The following is a 21,298-nucleotide window of genomic DNA, read 5'->3' on the forward strand; positions in this document are numbered from 1 at the left end:
GGCGACGCTGAGCAAAGGCGTTGCGCTGTAGCGAAATCGTTGGACGTAGGCGGAACGGCCCCGCTCCCGGCCGTGTGGTGGGCGGGGCGGGGCCGGTCGATTCGGTTACGTGTGTGAGGTGCGGTCAGGCGGGGCGGTTCAATTCTCCGGCCTGCACGCCTGTGGTGAAGGCGTCCCACTCGCCTGGTGCGAACACCAATGCCGGGCCGGTCGGGTTCTTGCTGTCCCGGACGCCGATCATGCCGCCGCCCAGCCATGCCACTTCGACGCACTGCGAACCGCTTTCACTGCGGCTGCTCTTGAACCACTTCGCCCCGGATAGGTCATCGTTCACCGCTCGTAACTCCTTGCCACCCGCCGGAGCAGGTCTCGCGATTCCACTTCACCCAGGCACGTGTCCCGGATGGCCGAGGCGAGCTCACTATAGAGCCGAATTTCCCCGGCTTTTTCCAGGTATACATCCTGTGCCGGTCCCCCCTCCAAGTAAACGATCGGAGGTTCGACCGGCACGCCTTTGGCGTTCGAGTCGAACCCCATGATGATGAACTTGCCGTGCGGCATACCCCAGGCCAGTCCCGCGCTGAAGGGGTGTATCCGCAGCGTGACAGTGAGCAGCTTCGAGATTTCCGCCATGTGCCGGTGCTGAGCCGACATGATCTTCGGTCCGCCGACCATGCGGTGGAGTGCCGATTCGTGCAGCAGGACTTCCAAAGTGATCGGCTTGGTCTTACGAGTGACGATGGCCTGCCGCCGCAGTCGGTGCTCCACCCGCCGCTCGATGTCCTCGCTGCTGAATTCGGGATAGGCACCGATCACCGCTCGTGCGTAATCTGCGGTCTGCAAAAGGCCAGGGACGTGCTCGTGGTACATGGTCAGTCGCCGTGCGGCTGCTTCCAGCCCCACGTACATGTTGAAAGCGCCGCTGTACAGACCGCCGTACGCGTGATACCAGCTCTTGGTCTTCGCTTGCACCGCCAGGTCGACCGCCGCCTTCGTGTCCGTGGCATCTACGCCGTACAGCTCGCATAGCGCCTGTGCGTCCTGTTTGCGGACTTTCTGGATCTGGCCGGTCTCCAGACGCTGGAGTACCGCCCGGGACAGATCGACCAGTTTTGCGGCCTCTGCGATGGTGAAGCCCGCCGCTTCGCGGCGGTCACGCAGGAAACGTCCGAGTTGGCGGCGCGGCAGCGTCGATGAGGGGCCTTCTTCATCAGGGGTGGTCACGCAGGTCTCCTTGAAGTGAGTCGTGCGGGAGTGCAAATCGAATCTGGTTCTTCCCGAGAACCGAGCACCGTCCTGGGCAATCGAGCCGATCGGTAATGGGTGCTCGTTTTCGAGCGTATCCGCTGGTCACTGGTGGTGTTCTGATCTCCGGCGTTCGAGGCGAGAACCCGCCAAGGGGTAGCGCCGCGTCGAACGAATCCCACACTCGCACGCCGTCGACATGACCCGGGAGCAACGATGCACACCCAGAAGATCGGCACGACCGGCCGGCTCACCACGCAGAAGAGACAGGGGCCGAATGCCGTAGGGCTGGTGCGGACCGATACGTCCGGACCGCACGCACCTCGGCACGCCACCGAGATACGCCGCCACGCCGAACAGTTGGGCTACCACTACCTGTACACCGTCCGGCCCCCGGAAAGAGAAGTCGACCCGGTCGGATACGCGCTGGCAATCGCGGTCGGCGTGCACGCCGCCGCGCTCGTCGTCCACGACCTGACCACCGTGGACAACACCCCTGCCCGAGTCTGCGAGACCTGCGACCTCGAGACGGTGAGCCCCGCCGTGACGTGGGCACGCGCGCAGCCCGGTGCGATCGGTCCCGGCCACGCCCATCCTGACCATCCGCTCACCATCACCGAGGCGCATCGAATAATGCAGCAGCACAGAGGATGTCGCGCCGCCACTTGTCCACGAAAGGCGTCGGCGCTCAGTTGTCTGGTGCGGGCGGGCAAGCTCGTTCCACCGGTCTCCAGCCCGCGCGAACGCGCCGCCGCCCGTGGCCTGGTGTTCGATCCGCCCGCCCGTCCGCTGCCCATATCGCCTGGCCTCGATATGGAAACACTCCTGAATGTGCTCGACGCGCTCAGCGCCTCCCTCGTGGACTCGCGCGGCCCGGCCTCCCGTCAGTCCGACGTCACGCGAAGCGAGCGGGACTGATGTGGAATGCACGAGATCCATCACACCGAAGCCGGAGGCTTTCAGGCGATCTAGCGGCTGGAAGGCCACCGGATCGCGATCATGGTCGTGCGCGGCGCGTCCGACGTGACGCCCATCGCCGCTTACGGCCCGGATTCCTTCCCCGACCTCGCGCAAGTGCGGGAACTGCTGCCGAAAATGACCGCGCTGTGGGATGCGGTACGCCACGACTTCTGGTCACGGCTGCTCCCGCGCCATCGGCCTTCCCCGACCACCGAATCGATCTGAAAACGGAAGAAAACGGATCTGGAGTCCATTGCCCGCTCACCGGTATAGGGGCCTTACTGAATAGGGCCAGGATCAAGCGAGTTCGCCGCCCTGGCGTAGCGGAACTACTTCCGCCGAGTCGAGGAGGCGCGCTATGTCCACCACTACTTCCCGGTCCTCGGCCCCGACTCTGATCTCGGCGAGCCCGAGTTCGGGGCCGAGCATCGGTGGAACCAAGGTTGTTCTCGCCGGGACGAATCTGAGCGGAGCTACGGCGGTCGAATTCGGGACCATTCCGGCAACCTCGTTCACGATCGACTCCGCAACGCAGATCACGGCGGTCTCTCCTGCGGCAAGGGGAGCTGTGCACATCATCGTCACCACGCCGAGTGGGTTGAGTAACGGCGTCTCGTTCACATATGTCGGCACGCCTGCACCGGCCGGGATGAAGTTCGGTCCGGGATCGTCGATCACGTCCGCCGGCGGACCGCCCCGCGGAAGCTGGGGCACCGTAGGAGCTGTCGGATATGACGAACTCGGCAATCTGGTGGCGCTCACGGCAGGGCACATGATGACTCGGAACACCAGAGCTCAGGAGGTGTTCCTCACGGGGCATCGCGGACTGGGCCCGATCGGGTACTACGCCACATGGGCCACGAATTGGCCTGGCTTTCCGTCGATGCGGTTTCCGGCCGACTCGTCCAAGGACTACGCGGTTATCAAACTGGACGAAACGAAGATCGAGCCGGTCAACACGACGCCGAACGGGACCGTGGTCAGCCGGATCGGCGCGCATCCGGTTCCGTTCTCGGACATCATGTGCAAGTACGGCCAGGTGTCCGGAACGACATGCGGTCTCGTGATCGGGTACGAGAACAACGTCATCAGTTCGTGGGCCGCGATCATTCCGGGTGACAGCGGTGGACCGGTGACCACACACAGCGGTCTGGTCGGAATCACCTCCGCGATCAATCCGCTCGAGCCTTGGGCGCCGTTCCGGTTCACCGGCATTCACGGGATTCTCGCCGACATCGCAGCGCAAGGACCGAACACGATCGGAATAGGATTCACTCCGCTTCCCTGATCGATGGTGTCGAGCACGCCGCCCCGCTCGATCGACTCGGCAGCGATCGTCGCTGTGGACGATGTCGCGAGTTCCGTGACCGTCCGGAGCCGACGTCTCGTGGCGATGAACGGCCCGCTGACGACTGACTGCGCTCAGCAGCGGTGCAGAGCCACGAGCAGGGTGTCCAGGATCGGTGAGCGCCGGGCGTCGGCGCGCAGGACCGCTGACACCGGGATACGCAACTTGGACTCGGCCAGCCGCAGCACCACCAGTCCCTCGGTGGTGCTTTCGGCATACAGCACCGTCCACGCGTCGGGCCGGTTGATCAGCTCCATCGTCGCCGTGTGATCGGGCGGGATCGGCGGCCCGAACGTGGGGCCGGTGGGCAATTCGGCGAACGCGTTGCGGATCACGGTGTGCAACAACACCTGTTCCTGCTCCGGCGGCAACAGCAAGGGGTAGGAACTCAGATCCGCCAGGGTCACCGTGTCCTTGGTCGCCAGCGGGTGTGCGCTGGACGTGGCGATCACGAGGTCCTCGACCCAGAGTTGCTCCACGACGAGGCCGGGCTGGTCCACCCTGCCGCGGATGAGGGCGAGATCGCAGTCGCCGTCGGTCACCGCGGTGATGCGCTGGCGGAAGGGTTTGATCACGAACTCGATCTCCGCCTCCGGATGCGCGGCGCGCGCCCCCGCGATCGCCGACAGCGAGCGGGTGGCGAAGGACATGTTCGCGGCCAGCCGGATGCGCGGACCCACCGTGCGCACGGCGGCGCGGATCGCCGATTCCAGGCTCAGCATTTGTTTCGCGAGGGGAAGTAGCCGGGCGGTGGCGTCGGTGGGCACGACCGAGCGGGTCGAGCGCTCGAACAGTTGCACACCGAGGTCGCGCTCGAGCCGGGAGATCTGGTGGCTGATCGCCGACTGCGAGATGAAGCAGCGCGCCGCGGCGCCGCTGAAGCTGAGCTCCTCGCACACCGCGACGAAGTAGGTGAGCTGCCGAAGTTCCACAGCGGCCTCCTGATTAATTACGAATCGAGATAAGAGTCATCTGAATTATGCGCCCACACACCTGAAATATCCGCCCTCCGGATCGCGGTTCGTAATGAGAGAAGGAGGCTGTCATGCAGTACGTGGAAGCGGGAATCGAAACCGCAGGTGTCGTCATTGTCGGATCGGGGTTCGGCGGGCTCGCCGCCGCCAAGCAGCTGGCCAAGTCGGGGGTGGACTATGTGCTGATCTCCAGCACGCCCGAACATCTCTTCCAACCGCTGTTGTACCAGGTAGCGACGGGTGTGCTCACATCGGAGGAGATCGCGCCGCCGATCGCGGGGATCCTGCGCCGTCATCGCGAAGCCGATGTGCGCCTGGGCACCGTGGTCGACATCGATCCCGACCGCGCCATCGTCACCTACGAGCACGACGGCGTGCCCCACCGGATCCGTTACGGCTCGCTGATCGCGGCCACCGGCGCGAGCCAGTCCTACTTCGGCCGCGACGACTTCGCCGAGAAGACCTATTCGCTCAAGACCATCGACGACGCGCGGCGCCTGCGCGCGCAGATCGCTCGCGTCTTCGCCGAAGCCGCGCAGGCCGACGAGCAGACCAGGCGCAGGCTGCTCAGCTTCGTCGTGGTCGGCGCGGGCGCGACCGGCGTCGAGGTGGCCGGTCAGCTGAAGGAGCTGGCGAAACGGCATTTCCACCAAGAGGTATCGGTCACGCTCGTCGAGGGTGCCGGCGAGGTGCTCCCGCCGTTCGGCGGCGGGCTGTCGGAATACGCGAAGAAGTCGCTGACTCGCAGCGGCGTGGACGTGCTGCTCGGCACCTTCGTCACCGACATCGAGCACGGCAAGGTCACCGTCAAGAGCGCCGACGGCGTCGAGCACGCCATCGCGGCGGAAACCGTCGTCTGGTCGGCGGGCGTGCAGGCCGGCGGGTTCGCGAAGATCCTGGCCGAGGCCACGGGCGTGGCGACCGACCGGGCAGGCCGACTGCTGATCAACCCGGATCTCACCGTCGGGGGCTATGCCGACATCTACGCCATCGGCGACATGACTTCGCTCAACGGCTACCCCGGCCAGTCGCCGGTGGCCATGCAGGAGGGCAGGCACGCCGCCGACATCATCCGCCGCAAGAAGCAGCCCGGCACCGCCTTCACCTACTGGGACAAGGGCAGCATGGCGGTGATCAGCCGGTTCAGCGCCGTGACGAAGCTGAACGACCGCATCACCTTCCGCGGCTTCGTCGCCTGGGTCATGTGGCTCGCGGTGCACCTGTTCTACCTGGTCGGTTTCCGCAACCGCTTCGCCGCGGTCGCGTCCTGGCTGGTCGCCTTCATCTTCACCGGACGCCCCGGTTTCGCCGAAGAGGACACGACCCCGAAGAAGGTACGCGCCGAGGAGCAGCGCGCCGCTTGATTGCTTCCCGTACCTGAGGAATCGCGCTGCTCCGAGACGGGAGTGGCGCGATCCGTCGAGCAGCGGCGGCCGAAAACGCTCGGGGGAAGCGGGCACGATGCCGAGGGGCGAACGCGGTGGAACCGTTCGGTGAACGCTCGGTGTGACAGCCGTCTCGTTCACCCAACCGGCATCGTCGCGACACTTCGAGGTCGCTGCGGCGCATTGTCGAGCTGGCTTCATCATGGCTATGACTATTTCGTCCGTGCTGACAGCCCCGGCTCGACCGACGGACTCGGGGGAGCGACGGTCGCGCTACTCGCTGGTGGTTTCCTCCGATCTCGACCATCGCGTCGCCGCGCAGCGCCTGCGTTACAACGTGTTCGCCAACGAGCCCGGCTTCCGGATCCCGGACGACGGCACGGGTTTGGACGCCGACCGTTTCGATGAGCACTGCGACCACATGCTCGTGCGCGACGACGCCACCGGCGAGTTCGTCGGCTGCTATCGAATGCTGCCGCCGGACAAGGTCGCCGCGGCGGGCGGGTACTACACGGCGACGGAATTCGATCTGGCCCAGCTGGATCCGGAGGGCATGCGGATCGTGGAGATGGGCCGGGCCTGCGTGGTCCCCGATCACCGCAACGGCTCGGTTCTCACCCTCATGTGGGCGGGGATCCTGCATTACATCCAGCTCACCGGTTACGAGTGGGTCATGGGCTGCGTGTCGGTGCCGATGCAGGACACCCCGGCCGACGCGCCCGGGGTGAACGTGCGCGGCGTGCGCGACATGCTGCTCGGCCGGCACGCCTCCGACCCGGAGCGCCGGGTCCACCCGTACAACCCCGTGATCGTCGACGGGAAGTCCCTGGACGAGCTGGCGCCGCCGTCGCGGCCGAAGCTGCCCCCGCTGGTGCGCGGTTACCTGCGGCTGGGCGCGGAGATCTGCGGCGAGCCCGCCCACGATCCCGCATTCGCGGTGGCCGACTTCGTCGTGTTGCTCGGACTGAACACGATCAACACCCGCTACCTGAACCGGCTACAAGACGCCGCCGCGTCGTTCGACGGGGGACGGTGAGGACCGTGGTCTTCGACGCGCCACCCGCCACGTCCGCCGCGCACGCATGGATGCCGTCGAGCCCCTGCGGTACCGGTTGCCTGGATTCGATCGATGAGGTCGGGTCGGCGCGGGTGCTCGCCCGCCTGGCCGGGGTCGCCGGACTGCTGCTCAGCTTCCCGCTCGCGAACGCGGTGGCACCGCGCGGCCGGCGGGTTTCGTTGCAGCGCGGCTACGCGCGCTTGCTGCTCGGCTGTCTGGGCATGCGGCTGCGCATCGTCGACAACCGGGGGGCCGTGGACGAGCGCGGCGTCGTCGATGAGGGCGACGCCGGGTTCGTACCCGCCGGTTTCGGAACCGGGGTCGGCGGCGCGCTGGTCGTGACCGGGCACATCGGCTGGACCGACATCGTCGCGCTGGCCTCGGTGCAGCCGCTCGGCTTCGTGGCGCGTGCGGACATGGTGGACTGGCCACTGATCGGCAAACTCGCCGAGCTGATGCGGGTGATTCCGATCGAGCGGGAGAGTCTGCGGCAGCTGCCCGGCGTGGTGGCCGCGGTCGGAGCGCGGCTGGCCGCGGGCGACCGGATCGGCGTCTTCCCCGAAGGCACGACCTGGTGTGGCCGGGCTTACGGCACCATGCGGCCCGCGTTGTTCCAAGCTGCGGTGGACACCGGCACTCCGGTCCAGCCGGTGCGGTTGCGGTACCTGGACCGGCACGGTGTGCCGTGCACGGTGCCCGGCTTCGTCGGCGTCGATACCTTCGCCTCCTCCGCGCGCCGGGTCTTGCGGTCGCGCGGCATGGTCGCCGAAGTGGTGCTGGAGCCGGTGCAGCGGCCCGGCGACGACCGGCGCGAGCTGGCCCGCCGCTGCGAGGCGGCCATCCGCGGTACCGCGTCGTCGCACCGTGGTGCGGCGCAAGCGACGGAGTGGATCGAGGCGGGGCACACCCGCGTCCAAGACCCGTCGGTCGCCGCCGACGCCCCGGAAGTGCGCAGGCCACGCCGCCGCCCGGTGCTGCGCGGTCGCCGCACCGCAGCCGCGCAGTAGGCGCTGAACGCGCAGCCGGAGTTCATGGCGCGGCATGATGCGTGATAACCGATCCCGGCTTCGTCAGAGTTCGCCCGGGCTGGACCGGTGTCGGCAACCGTGGAGCGCGCCGCGCTTACCGACTGCCTATCTCAGTCACCGCTGAACCAGACCCGAAAGGAAACTCAGAAGCCGCTGCCGGTGGGCGGCCGGAAACCGTGGTGCAAGCCGGGCCTGCCTCGGTCCCAGTCGTCGTGGCGGTCACGACCGCGGAACCAGTCGTCGTCGCAGTCGGGATCCCAGGTGTGGTCATGGAAACGGGCGTGGTCATGGAAACGGGCGTGGTCATGGAAACGGGCGTGGTCATGGAGATCGGCGGGCTCGAGCACGATCGGGTCGGCGAGCGCGGGCACGGCGACGGCGGCGACCGGCATCACAGCGAGTACGGACGCGGCCGCGGCGCGTGCCAGCGCACGTCGCGTACGTCCCTGCGGGCGTGGGTCCATCGGGAACTTCCTCTCCTAGAATTCGTCCGCTGGTCGATCGCTCGGCACACCGGCCTCGGCCCGCGCGGTGCAGGGACTGCGATCGACTCGTGCGAAACGTACCGCTACATAGCGGTGCATCCCATAGGTGAAAACCCTGAAATCTGCCCCGGACAGTCGACGGGAACCAGGAACGGAACCGCATCCCCTCCTGTGGCCGCGAAGTCCGCCCATCCCATCGCCGGAACCGCCAACCCGCACCGCACACGCAGTCCGGAGCGCCGTGTCCAAATCACATCGTGAGCACCGGCATCGGGCGGAAAGGGGCCGCGCACGATTCCGGGGCGAGCCGATGTCGGCCCGCCCCGGTAAGGGGAAACTCAGAAACCGCTGCCCGTGGGCGGCCGGAAACCGTGGTGCCAACCCGGCCTGCCGTGGTCCCAGTCGTCGTGGCGGTCGCGACCGCGGAACCAGTCGTCGTGGCGACCCCGGTCCCAGTCGCGGTGCCGCCCGTTGTTCCAGCCGTCGTGACGGTGACCGCCGTGGCCGTGGCCGTGACCGTGGCCGTGACCGTGGCGGCCGTGCGCCGCGTCGACCTGGTCGGGGGTCTCGAGCACGATCGGGTCGGCGAGCGCGGGCACCGCGACGGCGGCGACCGGCATCAGGGCGAGTACGGACGCCGCGGCGGCGCGTGCCAGGACACGTCGCGTACGTCCATGGGTGCGTGGGTCCATCGGAACTTCCTCACTGATCGATTCGTCCGTAGTCGATCGCTCGGCGCTCCGCCGGGAACCCGTTCGGGAGCGAGCGGGACAGCGATCAATACGCTGAACAACGTACCGCTATTCAGCGGCACATTCAATAGGTGATTACCCTGAGATTCGGTCGCCTGCTGGTGCGTTCGGCCCGGAAGCGCACCCCCCGCGGGCGCGTGAGCAGGGGGGAATAACCGCCAGACGGTGACAGCTATCCTTAACTGGTCATGAAGTCGGCTTTTTCGGGTCCGGTCAACGGTGCTGCGCCCCAGACGGTCTACCTCGATCACGCGGCCACCACACCGATGCTGCCCGCAGCCATCGAGGCGATGACGGCTGCCCTGCGCACCACGGGCAACGCGTCGTCCCTGCACGGATCGGGGCGCGCCGCCCGGCGCCGACTGGAGGAAGCGCGCGAGTCGATCGCCGCCGACCTCGGCGCCCGGCCCTCGGAGGTCGTCTTCACCTCCGGCGGCACCGAGAGCGACAACCTGGCGGTCAAGGGCATCTTCTGGGCGCGCCGCGACGCCGATCCGCGCCGGAACCGGATCATCGCCAGTTCGATCGAGCATCACGCCGTGATCGACGCGGTGGAGTGGCTGGAGCGGCACGAGGGCGCGCAGGTCACCTGGCTGCCGGTGGATGCAGAGGGCGTGGTCTCCGCCGGCGTGCTGCGCGCCGCGCTGGCCGACCAGCCCGACGATGTCGCGCTGGTCACCGTCATGTGGGCGAACAACGAGGTGGGCGCCATCCAGCCGATCGCCGAATTGGCGGCCGTGGCAGCCGAATTCGGCGTTCCGATGCATAGCGACGCGGTCCAGGCGGCGGCGCAGCTTCCCATCCACTTCGGCGCGAGCGGGTTGTCCGCGGCCAGTTTCGCCGGGCACAAGGTCGGCGGCCCGCACGGTGTCGGAGTGCTGCTGCTCGGCAGGCAGGTGCCATGCGTGCCGCTGCTGCACGGCGGCGGCCACGAGCGGGACCTGCGGTCCGGCACCTCCGACACGGCGGCCGCCCTCGGCCTGGCCGCGGCGCTGCGCCAGACGGCGAGCGAACTTCCCGACCGGACCGTCGACCTGGTCGCGTTGCGCGAGGCGTTGATCGCCGGGATCCGCGCGGTGGCGCCCGACGCGGTGCTCAACGGCCCGCCCGGCGAGCGGCGTCTGCCGGGCAACGTGCACGTCACCTTCCCCGGGTGCGAGGGGGATTCGCTGCTGATGCTGCTGGACGCGGCGGGGATCGAATGCTCGACCGGTTCGGCGTGCACCGCGGGCGTCGCCACACCGAGTCACGTCTTGATCGCCATGGGAGTGGAGCCGCGGCAGGCGCGCGGATCGCTGCGCTTCTCGTTGGGCCACACCTCGACGCGGGCCGACGTGGACGCGCTGCTGGAAGTATTGCCCCAAGTGGTGGAGCGGGCCAAGGCCGCGGGCCTGGCCGGTGCGAGAGGAGGTGTCTGATGCGGGTACTCGCCGCGATGAGCGGTGGTGTGGATTCGGCCGTGGCGGCGGCGCGTGCCGTCGACGCCGGTCACGAGGTGGTCGGCGTGCATCTGGCGCTGTCGGCGACACCGGGCACGCTGCGCACCGGGTCGCGCGGCTGCTGCTCGAAGGAGGACGCCGGTGACGCCCGGCGCGCCGCCGACGTGCTGGGTATTCCTTTCTATGTCTGGGATTTCGCCGACCGCTTCACCGAAGACGTCATCGACGACTTCGTCGCCGCCTACGCGGCGGGCGAGACGCCGAATCCGTGCCTGCGCTGCAACGAGAAGATCAAGTTCTCCGCGCTGGCCGACCGCGCGGTGGCGCTCGGCTTCGACGCCGTGGTCACCGGGCACTACGCGCGGCTCGAGGACGGCGTGCTGCGCCGCGCCGTCGACGCCGACAAGGACCAGTCCTACGTGCTGGCGGTGCTGACCGCGCAGCAGCTTTCGCGCGCGATGTTCCCGGTGGGCGACACCCCCAAGCCGCAGATCCGCGCCGAGGCGGCCGAGCGCGGCCTCGCCGTCGCGAACAAACCGGACAGCCACGACATCTGCTTCATCCCCTCCGGCGACACTCGCGCCTTCCTCGGCGCGAAGATCGGTATCCGGCCCGGCGCGGTCGTCGACGCCGACGGTCAGGTGCTCGCGCGGCACGAGGGCGTGCACGGGTTCACCATCGGCCAGCGCAAGGGACTGGGGTTGCCGGGTCCCGCCGCCGACGGCAAGCCGCGATACGTCACCGGCATCGACCCCGATTCCGGCACGGTCCACGTCGGTTCGGCCGATGACCTGCGGGTCTGGACGATCGAGGCGGAGCGCGCGATCTGGACGTCGGGGTCCGCGCCGAGCGGACCGATCGAGTGCGTGGCGCAGGTGCGCGCGCACGGCGGCACCGCGCCCGCGGTGGCCGAGACGGCGGGCGACGGACTGGTCGTGCGGCTGCGTGAGCCGCTGACCGGCGTGGCGCGCGGCCAGGCCGTGGTGCTCTACCGGCCGGATCCCGAAGGCGACGAGGTGATCGGCAGCGGGACCATCTCCGGGACCCTGCGCGAGCCCGTCGCGAGTGAGGCGGGGGCCGAGTCGGCGCGCTGATCCGGCGCGCGGCGCGGCCATCCAGGTGCCGTCCTGCTCCTCGCACGCCGGTGCGGCGTGCGGCCCGAAGACCTTGTGTAGCCGTCGAGGACGACGGATCCGTAATGGCGGAATCGAACGGACGGAGGTACGGCAGCGGTGTACGAGACCGGCGCGGACGACGCGGCTCGAGAGGGTGGGACGGACACGGTGACCGAGGCGGTGCGCGTGCCGGGCGGGATCGCCACCGGCGTCGGCTCCTGGCCGGGCACCGACCCGCGCGAGGCCGCCGCGACCATCGTCGGTGAACTCGGCGAGCTGCCGCACCTGGTGGAACTGCCCGCTCGCGGTGCGGGCGCGGACCTGATCGGCCGGGCTTCCGCGCTGCTCGTCGACCTGCGCTTCGACACCACACCCAGGGGCTACCGGCTCGCGCCCCGTCCGGGCGCGGTCTCGCGCCGGGCGCACGACCTGCTGCGAACCGATCTGGACGCGCTCGAGGAAGCGTGGGAGAACGCCGGTCTGTCCGGTCGCAACCATCCGGTGAAGGTGCAGTCGGCGGGCCCGCTGACGTTGGCCGCGCAGGTCGAGTTGCCCGGGGGGCATCGGGTGCTCACCGATCCCGGCGCGGTGCGCGACCTCGCGGAATCCCTGGCCGAGGGGCTGGCGCAGCACGTGGCGGAGGTGCGTAAGCGGCTCGGCGCGCGGGTCGTCCTGCAGGTGGACGAACCGTCGCTGTCCGCGGTGCTGGACGGCTCGCTGCGCGGGGTGAGCGTGCTGAACACCGTGCGCGCCCTCCCCGAGCCGGAAGCGCTGGCCGTGCTGGACACGGTGCTCGCCACCCAGTCCGCGCCGGTGCTGGTGCACAGCTGCGCCGAGCCGCCCGCGCTCGGCCTGCTGCGCCGCAGCGCCGCCGATGTGATCGGATTCGATCTGAGCACGATCGGCACCAGGCAGCTCGACGAGGTCGGCGAGACCCTGGAAGCGGGCAAGCAGCTGGTGCTCGGTGTCGTCCCGACCGAGCCGCCCGCGACGCCTGTGACCTGGCGCGACATCGCCGAGCCCGGCGTCCGGCTGATCGACCGGCTCGGCTTCGGCCGCCGGACGCTGGCGCAACGGGTGGCGGTCAGCCCGGCATGTGGTCTGGCGGGCGTGCCGCTGGAGTGGAGCAGGCGTGCGTTGCGGCTGGCCGTGGACGTCGCGCGCGCGTATGCCGAAGAGCCGGAGGAGCTTTCGTTCTCCTGACGTTTTCGGTCGCGACCGGGAACGCGAATCCCCCGCCCGACCACCTTCATGACGGGAATCAACTCGGTCGTGGGGAGTCGGGGAACTCCAGCTCGTGGGATCACCGGCGTTGGGAGTGAACTACGGTGCGCATGGTGCAACCTCTGGAACGTCCGGTCGTACTCGCGATGATCTATACCGTCGGCTCGGTCCTGCTCGGCCCGGCCATCTACCTGGGTGGATATGTCTTGTTCACCCAAGGGCTCATGGACTACTGCGACAGCGCTGCACGCGATGCGGCGTTCAGGGCGGCGCAGGGCTTTCAGATCGCGGGCGCCGGCACCATGCTGGTCGTCGGATTCGCTGTGCTCGCCGATCTGTGGGCTCATCGCCATCGGATCAGCCGGTTTCGACTCACGTCGAGCGGCGTCGGAATCCTGGCCATCATGAGTGGGTTCTGTTTCGTCATTTTTGTGTCCGGACCGTCGGGTCAGGTCTGCTCGCCGGGATGACGCCCGCGAGTGCCCGCTCCGACCAGAAAACGGACCGGCCGGAATCCATGCCCGCGGGTGCGGCGACGTGCGCGAACATGGGGAGGCGCTGTCGGTGGCCTCCGCTAATGTGCGATGGGTGAGTGACAGCGACAGCGCGGCGGCCCCGGCGACGGCAGAGCAGCGGGTGGAGTGGCAGCGACTCGCGGACGAGGTGCGCGAGCACCAGTTCCGCTACTACGTCCGGGACGCGCCGATCATCTCCGACGGCGAGTTCGACGCGCTGTTGCGGCGATTGCAGGCCATGGAGGACGAACATCCGGACCTGCGTACGCCGGATTCGCCGACCCAGCTCGTCGGTGGCGGTTTCGCGACCGATTTCACCGCTGTCGACCACCTCGAGCGAATGTTGTCGCTGGACAACGTGTTCGACATCGACGAGTTACGCGCCTGGGCCGCCCGGGTGGAGGCGGAGACCGGGCCGGACCTGCACTACCTGTGTGAGGCGAAGATCGACGGCGTCGCGTTGAACCTCGTCTACCAGAACGGGCGGCTGGTGCGCGGGGCGACCCGAGGCGACGGACGCACCGGCGAGGACGTGACGCTCAACGCGCGCACCATCGACGACATCCCCGGCGAGCTGACCCCCAGCGACGAGTTTCCCATCCCGCAGCTGCTGGAGGTCCGCGGCGAGGTGTACTTCCGGCTGGAGGACTTCGAGACGCTCAACGCCGCCATCGTGGCCCAGGGCAAGCCCCCCTATGCCAATCCGCGCAACACGGCGGCCGGTTCGCTGCGTCAGAAGGATCCGTCGGTCACCGCGCGGCGCAGGTTGCGCATGATCTGCCACGGCTTCGGCCGCATCGAGGGCTACACGCCGACCTCGCAGTACGAGGCGTACCGCGCGCTTGCCGCGTGGGGTCTGCCGGTGTCCGAGCACAGCAGGCGGGTGCAGGGCATCGACGCGGTGATCGAGCGGGTCGCCTACTGGGGCGAGCACCGGCACGATATCGAGCACGAGATCGACGGCCAGGTCATCAAGGTCGACGAGACCGCGCTGCAACGCCGCCTCGGCTCCACCTCGCGTGCGCCGCGCTGGGCGATCGCCTACAAGTACCCCCCCGAGGAGGCGACGACCAAGCTGCTGAACATCCAGGTGAACGTCGGCCGCACCGGCCGGGTGACGCCGTTCGCGGTGATGGAGCCGGTGTCCGTCGCGGGTTCCACGGTCGCGATGGCCACCCTGCACAACGCCGCCGAGGTCAAGCGCAAGGGCGTGCTGATCGGTGACACGGTCACCATCCGCAAGGCGGGCGACGTGATTCCCGAGGTGCTGGGGCCCGTGGTGGATGCGCGTCCCGAAGACGCGCGGGAATTCGTCATGCCGACGCACTGCCCGGAGTGCGGCACCGAACTGCGCCCGGAGAAGGAGGGCGACGCCGATATCCGCTGCCCCAACCAGCAGTTCTGCCCCGCTCAGTTGCGCGAGCGCGTCTACCACGTGGCCGGGCGCGGCGCCTTCGACATCGAGGCCCTCGGTTATGAAGGCGCGATCGATCTGCTGAAGTCCGGCGCTATCACCGACGAGGGCGACCTGTTCGACCTGGACGAGGCGACGCTGCTCACCACCTCGCTCTACGCCAACAAGAACGGCAGCCTTTCCGCCAACGGCAAGCGGCTGCTGGAGAACCTGGCCGTGGCCAAGGACCGGCCGCTGTGGCGTGTGCTGGTCGGCCTGTCCATCCGGCACGTCGGCCCGACCGCGGCGCGCGCGCTCGCCGCCGAATTCGGCAGCTTGGACCGCATCGAGGCGGCGTCGGGAGAGGAATTGGCCGCCGCCGACGGCGTCGGCCCGACCATCGCGGCCGCCGTGGCGGAGTGGTTCACCGTGGACTGGCATCGCGCCGTGGTGGCGAAGTGGCGGGCCGCGGGCGTGCGGATGGAGGACGAACGCGACGAGTCCATCGAGCGCAACTTGGAAGGCTTGTCCATCGTGGTGACCGGTTCGCTGCAGGGCTTCACCCGCGACGGCGCCAAGGAGGCGATCCTGAGGCGCGGTGGGAAGGCCGCGAGCTCGGTCTCGAAGAAGACCGCGTTCGTGGTAATCGGTGACGCGCCCGGCTCCAAGGCCGCGAAGGCGGAGGAACTAGGCGTGCCGATCCTGGACGAGGAGGGTTTCCAGCGACTGCTGGCGGGCGGCCCCGATGCGGTCGCGCCGGAGACGGCCGCGGAGGACGCCGACGCCGAGGAGTGAGCGGCTTGACCTGAAGATACGTTGAGGTATGAGGATCGTCTGGTAGGCGACTACCAGGAGGTCATCATGTCTCGTCCTACCGCACTGATCACCGGAGCGTCGGCCGGATTAGGCGCGGCGCTCGCGCGGGCGCTGATCGAACAGGGGTGGCGGGTACTGGGGACCGCGCGTCGCGCCGACCGGTTGACGCGCGTGGCCGCCGCATCGGGCTCCGCGTTCGTCCCGGTCCCGGGTGACGTCACCGATCCGGCGGATCGTGCGCGGCTTGCGGAGGTCGCACGAGGGGCGGGCGAACTCGATCTCGTGGTGAACAACGCCAGCCGCCTCGGGCCGAGTCCGCTGCCTCGCCTCGCCGATTATCCGCTGGACGAATTGGAGCGCGTACTGCGCACCAATGTCGTAGCGCCCTTGGCGGTTCTGCAGTTCACGCTGCCGCTGCTGCGCTCCGGCGGCGTCGTGGTGAACATCAGTTCCGACGCCGCGTCGGAGCCGTATGCCGAATGGGGCGGATACGGATCGTCGAAAGCGGCGCTCGACCAGCTCACGGCGATCCTCGCCGCGGAGCATCCGAACCTGTCGATCTACGCCTTCGATCCCGGGGACATGCGCACCGAGATGCATCAGGCGGCGTTTCCCGGCGCCGACATCTCCGATCGGCCCGCGCCGGAGACGGTGGTGCCCGCGCTGCTGCGGCTGCTCGCCGAGAAACCCAGGAGCGGGCGTTACGCCGCAGCGGATTTCGTCGCCGGGCGGGCGTCGTGACGGTGCGCACCACCCTGCCGTTGTTCTATCTGTCCCCGGAACGAGATGCCGCCGCCCCACCCGAGGTGCGGGGTATCGCGCGCGACGACGTCCGCCTGCTGGTCGCCGATCCGGACCTCACCCACTCGCTGTTCCGCGAGCTGCCGGACCGGCTGCGCCCCGGTGACCTCCTGGTGGTGAACAACTCGGCGACCATGTCGTCCGCGGTCGACGCCGCGCTGCACGGTGAGCCGGTCGTGCTGCACTTCTCGACTCGGCTGGACGACGGTCGCTGGGTGGTGGAAGTCCGGACGGCGCAGCGCACGCCCTATCCGGCCGAGCGGCTCGCGTCCGGAACCGTGCTGGGATTGCCGGATGCCGCGGCGACTCTGCACGCGCCCTGGCTCCCCGGCGGTCGGCGCCTGTGGAGCGCCGACGTCGCGACCGACGTACCGCGACTCCTGTCCGCGCACGGCCGTCCGATCACGTACTCCTATGTGCCGCAGCGATGGTCGTCCTCGTACTACACGACCGTCTTCGGCCGGATACCGGGCAGTGCGGAGATGCCCAGTGCGGCACGGCCCTTCACCGAGCGGCTGGTGCTGGATCTGATCGCCGCGGGCGTCGCTCTCGCGCCGATCACGCTGCACACCGGCGTCTCCTCACCCGAGGCGGGGGAGCCGCCGAGCCCGGAGCGATTCGTCGTCCCCGCCTCGACGGCGCGGCTGGTGAACGCCACGAAAGCCGCGGGCGGACGCGTCGTCGCGGTCGGCACGACGGTGACGCGGGCGCTGGAGACCGCCGCCGATCCGTCGGGCCTGGTCCACGCCGCGCACGGGTGGACCGCCCTGGTGCTCGGAGCGGAACGACCGGCTCGTGTGGTGGACGGCCTTATCACAGGTTGGCACGCTCCTGGCGCGTCCCACCTGGATCTTTTGGTCGCGGTGGCGGGGGAGGACACCGTCGCCGCCGCCTATGCCGCTGCCGTGGACACCGGCTATCTGTGGCACGAGTTCGGCGACAGCGCCCTGCTGTTCGGCGGTAGCCGGCTCAGCTCACCGTGACCGTGGCGCCCAGCTGCCCGGCGATGTCGAATCGGCCGCAGCGGCCGTCGCTCAGGTCGAGCTTCTGGGTGATGATCTTGCCGCGGCGATTCTTGAACGTCGCTTCGGCGGTCACGTCGGCGGTAGACGTGGAGCACACCTTCGACACCACGCCGGGCGGGTCGTAGCTGGCCGTCCCCCCACCCTGGCAGGTATTCGTGCTGTCGGCCAGGAACACGCGCGCGGAGCCCTCCGGGCACGGCGCGTCCGCCACCGCTTCCGGCGCCACGACCAGCGAGCCCAGCGCGAGCGCGGCGACGACGGAGCTTCGAACCACCAGACGACGAACCGTCGATCCCATCATCAACCCTCATCCCATCGAACAACTTCGGCAGTACGCCACGGCGAAACCGCAGCGTGCAGGCATGCTAACCCGCTATCGCGCCTGCTGTCCCGGTGACGTCTACCGGGCTACTCGGGGTACAACAGGTCGTCGACAGGGATGGTGACGCCCGCATAGTGGACGGGAATCTCGTCGCCGGGCCGGTACTCCTTGCGGGTCCGGTACCCGGTAGACGTCGGTTCAGTGTGTTCGTAGACGACCGTTCTCGTGACGACCCAGTACGTCGAATATCCCGCACGGCCATACAGTTTCGCCTTGATGCCGAGGTCTTGCATAACCGTCTCGTCGGAGATTTCGATGACCAGGAGCACATCGGAGGGGTCCCAGACCGCGATCTTCGGGCCGAGCGAATCGACCTGATCCGCGTCTGCACGCAGTACCCAGCAATCAGGGTCGGGCAGAGATTGGGCAGTGGGTAGCGTCTCGCTGGTCACCTCGACGCCCTTGGTCGGAAGTTGCCGTGCGATACGGAACACCGCTCGGCCGTGCCACGACCCGATTACCACCGGCCATACCTCCCCCTCGACGAGTTCGACGCGATGGTCGAACGCGCCCGCCTCCCACGCGCGCAGGAACTCGCTGCGCGTCCAGCGGTAGGCGATCGAAGCCTCGGTCATGCGCTCAGGGTACCGTGTCGCCGACTGTCTATCTATCGGTCACAGACCTGTTCGACCAGGTAGCGGTCGTGATCAGGGCCCGGAGGCGGAGATATCCGATGGCGCGGCGATCCGGTGTGCGAGCTCGGTGCGCGTGGACCCGGATCGAGGCGAGCACCCGGCGCGGATCGCGGACGCCACCGGGCTGATGTCGCCGCAGCACGGCGCGGACGGAAGTATGGCGGCATGCTGCGCAGTTTTCAGGTGACCAACCACAGATCGCTGGCCGACGAGCAGGAGTTGCGGCTCACCAAGGGGAGCGGGCCGGTGGCCGTGCCGGTGACCGCCGTGCACGGCGGCGCCGCGGCGGGCAAGACGAATCTGATCGATGCGCTCGGGCAGATGCGCGACGCGGTATTGCATTCGGTGACCGGGTGGGACCCGTACGCGGGTCCGGTGCGTGCGCCGCACCTCGGATTCCCGGAGCGGCCTTCGCAATTCGTGGCGGCGTTCGTCGCCGAGGGCGTGCCCTACACCTACGGCTTCCGCCTGGACAACGCCGACGTGACGGCGGAGTGGCTGCACACCCACCCGCGCTCGCGCAAACGAATCGTGTTCGAGCGCACCGGGGAACAGATCAAGATCGGCCCGATGTTCGAGGCTGCGCGTTACGGGATCACCGCGCTGGCTCCGCTGGTGCGCCCGAACGCCCTGTTGCTCAGCCTCGCCGGGCAGATGTACTCCGAGGCGCTCGTGCCCGCCTACCGCTGGTTCGAGTCCATGCTCGAAGTGCAGCGCGGACCTGCCGAACCCGACGCCATCGCCCACCGGCTGGGCAGCCACATCTCCCGCTCGGCGGACAACGCGGCGCGGCTGTTGCTGCTGCTGCGCACGGCCGAGCTGGGCATCACCGACCTGCTCGTCGCCGAGCACGACCCGATGTACGCCGATTACCTGCGTGAACTGGACGCCGACATCGCCGGCCTCGGCAAGCGGATCGACCTGTGCGCCACCTCGCCCGGCTATGCCGACGACGTTCTGCGGGAGACCGGCCTCACCCCCGTGCTGCTCGAGCGCGAGCTGACCAACCTGCGGGCCGCACGCGACGCCCTGTACGCGCGGATGGTGGCCCGGCGCGGCGTCGGCCTGAACTTGGTGCACGACGGCATCGACGCTCCGTTCGAGATCGGCGACGAAGCCTCCGCCACGCTGTCGTTGCTGCGGGTGCTGCCCGCCATGCTCGACGCGCTGGACGCGGGCCGGGTACTCGCCGTCGACGACATCGGCGCGTGCCTGCCCGCCGAGGAGACCGATCGGCTGATCCAGCTGTTCCAGAATCCGGAGACCAATGTCCGGGGCGCCCAATTGATCTTCACGACGAACAACCGGCTGCTGATCGATCGGGGCAACGGGCGTTCGCAACGCACCCGTACGTCGGTCTGGCACATCCGGCGCACCGCGCAGGGCACCAGCGAGCTCGCGCCGTTGTGACGCGCACCTAGCATGGGAGCATGCTGGAGTTCGTCGCGCTGGTAACCCTGACCGCGGTGCTGGTGTCGCTGATCGTGTTCGCCATCCGTGGCAGGCGGGGCTATGCGCCGGCGAGTCCGGAGGAGGGGACGCTGTACGTCACCGGCGTGAGCCCGCGCCCCGACGCTCCTGGAGAGCAGTACGTGACCATCACCGGAAATCTGAGCGGTCCCTCGGTCTCGGGCAAGGTGGTGTACGGCCGCTTCGTCTGGGACACCAGTTCCTGGCCACAGACCGGTGATCTGCTCACCGTCGTCTATCCGGCGGGCAAGCCGGACCGCTGGCAGATCTCCCGTCCCGGCTGAGCGGGCGTCCGCCGCTCGGGGGAGGCCACCTCGAAGGGCGTGTGCCCGAACGCAGGGCGATCGCACTGAGCCCGGAGCTCCCGGTCGCCTTCGGACGGTGGACTGTTCTCGCCGTCGAGGACGTCGGTCCCGGGCCGCGCAACGCCGCCGCATGGTCCTCGAGCAGCGAGCCCGCGCAAAGTGGGATGTGCCGCGGCGCAGGCGAGGCCGATGGTGCCAGGTATGGAGAGGTGCGGCAGGCTGGGCGCCCTTCGTCCGGGAGCGCGGGAACGAGGTCGCCGCCATCCGTGCTGGGAATCTCTAGCCGGAGAGCTGTGCGGCGGCCGCGGTGTGCTACTCCGCAGGAGCACGGACGTGCCGTAGCCCACGTTATGCCCGATGGCATCATGCCGGGTATGGATGTGCGGGACGCGGGTGTCGTCGTTCGGGCGGCGCGGCCGGACGAGTACGCCGCGGTCGGTGAGCTGACCGTGGAGGTCTACGTCGGCGAGGGCTACGTGGAGGCGGGCAGTTGGTACGCGGGCGAGCTGGCCGACACCGCCCGCCGCGCCGCCGCGGCCGGGATCCTGGTCGCCACGCACGCGGACCGGATCGTCGGCTCACTCACGGTCGCGCCGGCGGGCAATCCGTACGCGGAGATCGCGCTGCCGGGTGAACTGGAGTTCCGCATGCTCGCCGTCGCGAAGACCGCACGCGGTCTCGGCGCGGGAACGGCGTTGGTGCGTACCGTGATCGAGCGCGCCCGCGCGGAAGGATGCGCTGCGGTCGCACTTACCACCATGCCCGCGATGGTCGACGCCCGCCGGATCTACGACCGCTTCGGCTTCCGCCCTGTGCCGAGCCGCAACTGGCGGACCAGCGCCGGGGAATTGCTGCATGTGCTCCGGCTACCGCTCGACCCTGCGGCCGAGCCGGTCTAGGTTTCCTTCGCAGACGCGCCGCCTGCCCGGAACCGCTCGGATGTG

At 69.0% G+C, this 21,298-nt stretch carries 23 protein-coding genes; 16 read left to right on the forward strand and 7 right to left on the reverse strand.

Features of this window, described 5'->3' with window-relative positions; translation table 11 throughout:
• Positions 1 to 124: 124 nt before the first annotated feature.
• Both ACWEKR_RS00260 and ACWEKR_RS00265 read right to left on the reverse strand, forming a co-directional pair.
• Positions 125 to 334 carry a DUF397 domain-containing protein gene (locus ACWEKR_RS00260; protein WP_452352609.1) on the reverse strand — a complete coding sequence of 70 codons (210 nt, stop codon included), beginning with the start codon at positions 332 to 334 and terminating at the stop codon, positions 125 to 127.
• A complete protein-coding gene (locus ACWEKR_RS00265) occupies positions 331 to 1,224 on the reverse strand; it encodes a helix-turn-helix domain-containing protein (protein ID WP_452352610.1) in 894 nt (297 codons plus the stop codon). The genes ACWEKR_RS00260 and ACWEKR_RS00265 overlap by 4 nt, the downstream gene beginning before the upstream one ends.
• Positions 1,225 to 1,461: 237 nt before the next feature.
• Between ACWEKR_RS00265 and ACWEKR_RS00270 the strand changes: the two genes are divergently transcribed.
• From ACWEKR_RS00270 to ACWEKR_RS00280, 3 genes are all read left to right on the forward strand, one after another.
• Entirely contained in the window at positions 1,462 to 2,163 is a 702-nt protein-coding gene (locus ACWEKR_RS00270) for a hypothetical protein (RefSeq protein ID WP_452352611.1), read from the forward strand.
• 81 nt (positions 2,164 to 2,244) lie between these two features.
• On the forward strand, positions 2,245 to 2,430 hold the full coding sequence (locus tag ACWEKR_RS00275; protein ID WP_452352612.1) for a hypothetical protein: 186 nt from the start codon (positions 2,245 to 2,247) through the stop codon (positions 2,428 to 2,430).
• A gap of 133 nt (positions 2,431 to 2,563) precedes the next feature.
• Entirely contained in the window at positions 2,564 to 3,493 is a 930-nt protein-coding gene (locus ACWEKR_RS00280) for an IPT/TIG domain-containing protein (protein WP_452352613.1), read from the forward strand.
• A gap of 134 nt (positions 3,494 to 3,627) precedes the next feature.
• Here the strand turns inward: ACWEKR_RS00280 and ACWEKR_RS00285 are convergent, their stop codons facing one another.
• Positions 3,628 to 4,485, reverse strand: a complete 858-nt coding sequence (locus ACWEKR_RS00285) for a LysR family transcriptional regulator (RefSeq protein WP_452352614.1) — start codon at positions 4,483 to 4,485, stop codon at positions 3,628 to 3,630.
• 113 nt (positions 4,486 to 4,598) lie between these two features.
• Here ACWEKR_RS00285 and ACWEKR_RS00290 point away from each other — a divergent pair, with 113 nt between their 5' ends.
• From ACWEKR_RS00290 to ACWEKR_RS00300, 3 genes are all read left to right on the forward strand, one after another.
• On the forward strand, positions 4,599 to 5,891 hold the full coding sequence (locus ACWEKR_RS00290) for an NAD(P)/FAD-dependent oxidoreductase (protein WP_452352615.1): 1,293 nt from the start codon (positions 4,599 to 4,601) through the stop codon (positions 5,889 to 5,891).
• A 229-nt stretch (positions 5,892 to 6,120) separates the two neighbouring features.
• Positions 6,121 to 6,948, forward strand: coding sequence for a GNAT family N-acetyltransferase (locus ACWEKR_RS00295; protein WP_452352616.1), 828 nt, complete (start codon positions 6,121 to 6,123; stop codon positions 6,946 to 6,948).
• 5 nt (positions 6,949 to 6,953) lie between these two features.
• Positions 6,954 to 7,976 carry a lysophospholipid acyltransferase family protein gene (locus ACWEKR_RS00300; RefSeq protein ID WP_452352617.1) on the forward strand — a complete coding sequence of 341 codons (1,023 nt, stop codon included), beginning with the start codon at positions 6,954 to 6,956 and terminating at the stop codon, positions 7,974 to 7,976.
• 164 nt (positions 7,977 to 8,140) lie between these two features.
• On the opposite strand, the gene ACWEKR_RS00305 is transcribed toward ACWEKR_RS00300, so the two are convergent.
• Together ACWEKR_RS00305 and ACWEKR_RS00310 are read right to left on the reverse strand one after the other, a co-directional pair.
• Entirely contained in the window at positions 8,141 to 8,461 is a 321-nt protein-coding gene (locus tag ACWEKR_RS00305; protein ID WP_452352618.1) for a hypothetical protein, read from the reverse strand.
• Positions 8,462 to 8,820: 359 nt separating this feature from the next.
• On the reverse strand, positions 8,821 to 9,174 hold the full coding sequence (locus ACWEKR_RS00310; protein WP_452352619.1) for a hypothetical protein: 354 nt from the start codon (positions 9,172 to 9,174) through the stop codon (positions 8,821 to 8,823).
• A 248-nt stretch (positions 9,175 to 9,422) separates the two neighbouring features.
• On the opposite strand from ACWEKR_RS00310, the gene ACWEKR_RS00315 reads away from it, so the two are divergent.
• From ACWEKR_RS00315 to ACWEKR_RS00345, 7 genes are all read left to right on the forward strand, one after another.
• Positions 9,423 to 10,652, forward strand: coding sequence for a cysteine desulfurase family protein (locus tag ACWEKR_RS00315; protein WP_452352620.1), 1,230 nt, complete (start codon positions 9,423 to 9,425; stop codon positions 10,650 to 10,652).
• A complete protein-coding gene (mnmA, locus tag ACWEKR_RS00320; protein WP_452352621.1) occupies positions 10,652 to 11,767 on the forward strand; it encodes a tRNA 2-thiouridine(34) synthase MnmA in 1,116 nt (371 codons plus the stop codon). The genes ACWEKR_RS00315 and mnmA overlap by 1 nt, the downstream gene beginning before the upstream one ends.
• Before the next feature lie 189 nt (positions 11,768 to 11,956).
• Positions 11,957 to 12,991 (forward strand): methionine synthase, encoded by a 1,035-nt coding sequence (locus ACWEKR_RS00325; protein ID WP_452353061.1) that lies wholly within the window; start codon positions 11,957 to 11,959, stop codon positions 12,989 to 12,991.
• Between the two features lie 134 nt (positions 12,992 to 13,125).
• Positions 13,126 to 13,482, forward strand: a complete 357-nt coding sequence (locus ACWEKR_RS00330; RefSeq protein WP_452352622.1) for a hypothetical protein — start codon at positions 13,126 to 13,128, stop codon at positions 13,480 to 13,482.
• Positions 13,483 to 13,600: 118 nt separating this feature from the next.
• Positions 13,601 to 15,715 carry an NAD-dependent DNA ligase LigA gene (gene ligA / locus ACWEKR_RS00335; protein WP_452352623.1) on the forward strand — a complete coding sequence of 705 codons (2,115 nt, stop codon included), beginning with the start codon at positions 13,601 to 13,603 and terminating at the stop codon, positions 15,713 to 15,715.
• A 66-nt stretch (positions 15,716 to 15,781) separates the two neighbouring features.
• Positions 15,782 to 16,477 (forward strand): SDR family NAD(P)-dependent oxidoreductase, encoded by a 696-nt coding sequence (locus ACWEKR_RS00340; RefSeq protein WP_452352624.1) that lies wholly within the window; start codon positions 15,782 to 15,784, stop codon positions 16,475 to 16,477.
• On the forward strand, positions 16,474 to 17,520 hold the full coding sequence (locus tag ACWEKR_RS00345; protein ID WP_452352625.1) for an S-adenosylmethionine:tRNA ribosyltransferase-isomerase: 1,047 nt from the start codon (positions 16,474 to 16,476) through the stop codon (positions 17,518 to 17,520). Before ACWEKR_RS00340 ends, ACWEKR_RS00345 begins: the two co-directional genes overlap by 4 nt.
• On the opposite strand, the gene ACWEKR_RS00350 is transcribed toward ACWEKR_RS00345, so the two are convergent.
• Together ACWEKR_RS00350 and ACWEKR_RS00355 are read right to left on the reverse strand one after the other, a co-directional pair.
• On the reverse strand, positions 17,507 to 17,860 hold the full coding sequence (locus ACWEKR_RS00350) for a hypothetical protein (RefSeq protein ID WP_452352626.1): 354 nt from the start codon (positions 17,858 to 17,860) through the stop codon (positions 17,507 to 17,509). The genes ACWEKR_RS00345 and ACWEKR_RS00350 overlap by 14 nt on opposite strands.
• 110 nt (positions 17,861 to 17,970) lie before the next feature.
• Positions 17,971 to 18,519, reverse strand: coding sequence for a Uma2 family endonuclease (locus ACWEKR_RS00355; protein WP_195086213.1), 549 nt, complete (start codon positions 18,517 to 18,519; stop codon positions 17,971 to 17,973).
• A 225-nt stretch (positions 18,520 to 18,744) separates the two neighbouring features.
• Between ACWEKR_RS00355 and ACWEKR_RS00360 the strand changes: the two genes are divergently transcribed.
• The 3 genes from ACWEKR_RS00360 (at position 18,745) to ACWEKR_RS00370 (ending at position 21,253) form a co-directional block, all read left to right on the forward strand.
• Positions 18,745 to 19,989, forward strand: coding sequence for an AAA family ATPase (locus ACWEKR_RS00360; protein ID WP_452352627.1), 1,245 nt, complete (start codon positions 18,745 to 18,747; stop codon positions 19,987 to 19,989).
• Between the two features lie 20 nt (positions 19,990 to 20,009).
• A complete protein-coding gene (locus tag ACWEKR_RS00365; RefSeq protein WP_195086209.1) occupies positions 20,010 to 20,333 on the forward strand; it encodes a hypothetical protein in 324 nt (107 codons plus the stop codon).
• Positions 20,334 to 20,719: 386 nt separating this feature from the next.
• Positions 20,720 to 21,253 (forward strand): GNAT family N-acetyltransferase, encoded by a 534-nt coding sequence (locus ACWEKR_RS00370; protein WP_452352628.1) that lies wholly within the window; start codon positions 20,720 to 20,722, stop codon positions 21,251 to 21,253.
• Positions 21,254 to 21,298: the final 45 nt, after the last annotated feature.

It is taken from the genome of Nocardia sp. NPDC004573 (assembly GCF_053602135.1).

What these genes read in the sequence shown, in the direction of transcription:
- ACWEKR_RS00310 (WP_452352619.1), bottom strand. Translation starts at nt 9,174, where the DNA reads ATGGACCCACGCACCCATGGACGTACGCGACGTGTCCTGGCACGCGCC.
- ACWEKR_RS00305 (WP_452352618.1), bottom strand. Translation starts at nt 8,461, where the DNA reads ATGGACCCACGCCCGCAGGGACGTACGCGACGTGCGCTGGCACGCGCC.
- ACWEKR_RS00290 (WP_452352615.1), top strand. Translation starts at nt 4,599, where the DNA reads ATGCAGTACGTGGAAGCGGGAATCGAAACCGCAGGTGTCGTCATTGTC.
- mnmA (WP_452352621.1), top strand. Translation starts at nt 10,652, where the DNA reads ATGCGGGTACTCGCCGCGATGAGCGGTGGTGTGGATTCGGCCGTGGCG.
- ACWEKR_RS00350 (WP_452352626.1), bottom strand. Translation starts at nt 17,860, where the DNA reads ATGGGATCGACGGTTCGTCGTCTGGTGGTTCGAAGCTCCGTCGTCGCC.
- ACWEKR_RS00295 (WP_452352616.1), top strand. Translation starts at nt 6,121, where the DNA reads ATGACTATTTCGTCCGTGCTGACAGCCCCGGCTCGACCGACGGACTCG.
- ACWEKR_RS00340 (WP_452352624.1), top strand. Translation starts at nt 15,782, where the DNA reads ATGTCTCGTCCTACCGCACTGATCACCGGAGCGTCGGCCGGATTAGGC.
- ACWEKR_RS00270 (WP_452352611.1), top strand. Translation starts at nt 1,462, where the DNA reads ATGCACACCCAGAAGATCGGCACGACCGGCCGGCTCACCACGCAGAAG.
- ACWEKR_RS00365 (WP_195086209.1), top strand. Translation starts at nt 20,010, where the DNA reads ATGCTGGAGTTCGTCGCGCTGGTAACCCTGACCGCGGTGCTGGTGTCG.
- ACWEKR_RS00355 (WP_195086213.1), bottom strand. Translation starts at nt 18,519, where the DNA reads ATGACCGAGGCTTCGATCGCCTACCGCTGGACGCGCAGCGAGTTCCTG.
- ACWEKR_RS00315 (WP_452352620.1), top strand. Translation starts at nt 9,423, where the DNA reads ATGAAGTCGGCTTTTTCGGGTCCGGTCAACGGTGCTGCGCCCCAGACG.
- ACWEKR_RS00360 (WP_452352627.1), top strand. Translation starts at nt 18,745, where the DNA reads ATGCTGCGCAGTTTTCAGGTGACCAACCACAGATCGCTGGCCGACGAG.
- ACWEKR_RS00280 (WP_452352613.1), top strand. Translation starts at nt 2,564, where the DNA reads ATGTCCACCACTACTTCCCGGTCCTCGGCCCCGACTCTGATCTCGGCG.
- ACWEKR_RS00275 (WP_452352612.1), top strand. Translation starts at nt 2,245, where the DNA reads ATGGTCGTGCGCGGCGCGTCCGACGTGACGCCCATCGCCGCTTACGGC.
- ACWEKR_RS00370 (WP_452352628.1), top strand. Translation starts at nt 20,720, where the DNA reads ATGCCGGGTATGGATGTGCGGGACGCGGGTGTCGTCGTTCGGGCGGCG.